The following is a 2,743-nucleotide window of genomic DNA, read 5'->3' as shown; positions in this document are numbered from 1 at the left end:
ACCAGATGCTGGAGGAGGACCAGTACCTGCAGACGCCGGATCGTCAGTTCAACCTGTACGACCGTTTCTTCCAGAAGACGCTGGCGCTGCGCAACACAGTGCTTCAGGTCAGTGGTCTGGGGCAGGATCCGTCCAACAGCGTGCAGATGCTGCTGGAACTGGTCATCAATGGCATGACGCCGGTCGCCGATGAGATGGGCCAGGCCCGTGCCTTCGGCCTTCATGGCCTCAATGAGGGACGGCTCTCGGGGCCGCTCAGTGAGCGCATGAACGGCATCTATGACAGCCTTACCAACGTCAGCAACCAGCTGCAGACGGCCTTCGATCTGGGTTTCGGTGCGGCGCCTGTCATTGGGCAGCGTTTCACGCAGGATGCGGAGCGGCTCAGCAAGGCGCCCATCAAGGTACGTGACCTGATGGAGGAGGAAGTGATCACTCCCTTCCGGCTTGAGTTCCCGGCAGAGGACTATGATGTCCGTGTGTCCGAGCCCATTGGTCAACTCTATTCCGTGGGCAATGACATACTCGGCGCCATCCGCGGGCAGCTTGAGGCGCGCCTGGCCAGTGAGCGCCAGCAACGGACCGTCATCTTTGCCTCCCTGGCGGCGGTGCTGCTGATCATTGTCTGGCTGTATACCGGTTTCTACTTCTCAGTGCGTTCCGCCATCCGCAAGTTCGCGGATTCCGCCCGCCGTGTCGCGGATGGGGACATGCGGGTCCAGCTTGAGCTCAACAGCCGGGACGAGCTGGGCGAGCTCAGTACCGAGTTCAACGGTATGACCACCAGCATCCGGGAACTGGTGGAGTCGGTGCGCGAGACGGTCAACCGCGTGGATCAGCAGGCCCGGCGAGTGAATGAGACGGCCACGTCCAATTCGGATGCGGTCTCCCGTCAGATGCAGGAGACGGACCAGATCAACGACGCCATGAAGCAGATGGTGGATACGGTCCAGGAAGTGGCCCAGAGCTCCCAGCAGGCGTCGGACTATGCCAATGAAGCCGATTCCGAGGCGGACCAGGGGCGGGCCGTGGTCGGTGATACGGTGCAGACGATCAACCGGCTGGCGGATGAGATCAAGGGGTCGGCGGACGTCATCAACCGGGTCAGCAATGACAGCGACAGCATCAGCCAGGTGGTGGGCGAAATCAAGGCGATCGCCGAGCAGACCAACCTGCTGGCACTGAACGCCGCTATCGAGGCGGCCCGGGCTGGTGAGCATGGACGCGGCTTTGCGGTCGTGGCGGACGAGGTGCGTTCCCTGTCCCAGCGCACCCACAAGTCCACGGAAGAGATCGAGGAGATGGTCGGGCGGCTCCAGTCCGGCGTGAAGGACGCCGTCAAGGCCATGAACAATAGTCACGAGGTGACCAATGAGACGGTGACCAAGTCCGGCGAGGTGACCGAGGCACTGGAGAACATCGTCAATGCCATTTCGCGCATCGTGGATATGAGTCAGCAGATCGCCCAGGCGGCGGAGGAACAGTCCGCTGTGGCCAACAACATCAACAGTAATGTCGAGACCATTTCCGAGGTGGGCCGTGAGACCGCGGGCAACGCCGAGGAGACGCTTGCGGCCAGCCGTGAACTCTCGGATCTGACCGCCTCACTGCACGAGCAGGTGGAACGCTTCAGGGTGTAGGCTTGCTCATCTGCTGATCCCAGAGTACCTCCGCCGCACCCTCGCGGCGGGCCAGGACCCGTGAGGCCACGAACAGGAAGTCCGATAGCCGGTTCAGGTACTGGCGGGCATCCGGGTTGATGGACTCCTCGTGACCCAGCGCCACCGTGATGCGCTCCGCGCGGCGGCACACCGCCCTTGCCATGTGACACTGCGCCGCAGGCATGGAGCCACCCGGCAGCACGAAGTTTTTCAGTGGTGGCAGGTCCTGGTTCCAGTGGTCCAGAGTGCCTTCCAGCCAGTCAATGTGACTGTCCGCCACCACGCGGCTGCCCGGAATGGCGAACTCGCCACCCAGGTCGAAGAGGTGGTGCTGCACCCGCTGGAGGACCTCCTTCAGCTCCGCTTCCTCACCCCCGAGTGACTCGATCAGGATGCCCATCTGGGCATTGAGCTCGTCCATGGTGCCCATGGCTTCGACCCGCAGGCTGTTCTTGGCGATGCGGTTGCCATCGGCAAGGCCGGTGGTGCCGTCATCGCCGGTGCGGGTGTAGATCTTGGAGAGGCGGTTACCCATGCGTTTGTCCGTTATCCGTTGTGATTGATCCCGGGGATACGCTGCCTTACAGCGCCCGGATCTGTTCCAGCTGTTCGTTCAGGCGCTGGCGCTGGCTTTCCGCGTCCTCCAGCTTGGCCTTTTCCTTCTCGACCACCTCGGCCGGGGCTTTCTCGACGAAGCCGGCGTTGCTGAGTTTGCCACCCAGGCGCTGGATTTCCTTGTCGAGCTTTTCCAGTTCGCGGCTGAGGCGCGCAATTTCCTCATCCCTGTCGATGAGGTTGGCCATGGGCACCAGCACTTCCAGATCGCCCACCAGCTGGGTGGCGGAAAGCGGCGCCTCGCCGTCCCCCACCCAGTCGATGCTCTCGAGCTTCGCCAGGGACTTCAGGAATGTACGGTTGGCCTTAAGGCGCTCGCGGTCCTGTTCATCACCGTGGCGCAGCAGCACCGGCAGTGCCTTGGCCGGGGAGATGTTCATCTCGCCCCGGATGTTGCGCACGGCCAGGATCACGCCCTGGAGCCATTCGATGTCCGCTTCGGCGGAGGCATCCTCCATGTTCTCATC

2 protein-coding genes and 1 pseudogene are annotated in these 2,743 nt (G+C 62.8%); 1 reads left to right on the top strand and 2 read right to left on the bottom strand.

Features of this window, described 5'->3' with window-relative positions; genetic code table 11:
- Positions 1-1,640: methyl-accepting chemotaxis protein (locus QZ501_RS15055; protein WP_295720642.1), on the top strand; the 1,640-nt coding region annotated here is incomplete at its 5' end.
- Here QZ501_RS15055 and QZ501_RS15050 read toward each other — a convergent pair.
- Positions 1,630-2,196: a cob(I)yrinic acid a,c-diamide adenosyltransferase gene (locus QZ501_RS15050; protein WP_077530802.1), complete on the bottom strand. Its 567-nt coding sequence runs from the start codon at positions 2,194-2,196 to the stop codon at positions 1,630-1,632. The two genes, QZ501_RS15055 and QZ501_RS15050, sit on opposite strands and share 11 nt — an antisense overlap.
- A gap of 46 nt (positions 2,197-2,242) precedes the next feature.
- Positions 2,243-2,743, bottom strand: a pseudogene (locus QZ501_RS15045) (valine--tRNA ligase); the annotation flags it as partial.

The sequence above is a fragment of the uncultured Halovibrio sp. genome, assembly GCF_913056445.1.
GTDB lineage: Bacteria > Pseudomonadota > Gammaproteobacteria > Pseudomonadales > Oleiphilaceae > Halospina > Halospina utahensis_B.
The sequence above is the reverse complement of the archived record's forward strand: the minus strand, read 5'-3'. Positions and strand labels throughout refer to the sequence as shown.

What these genes read in the sequence shown, in the direction of transcription:
- QZ501_RS15050 (WP_077530802.1), bottom strand. Translation starts at nt 2,196, where the DNA reads ATGGGTAACCGCCTCTCCAAGATCTACACCCGCACCGGCGATGACGGC.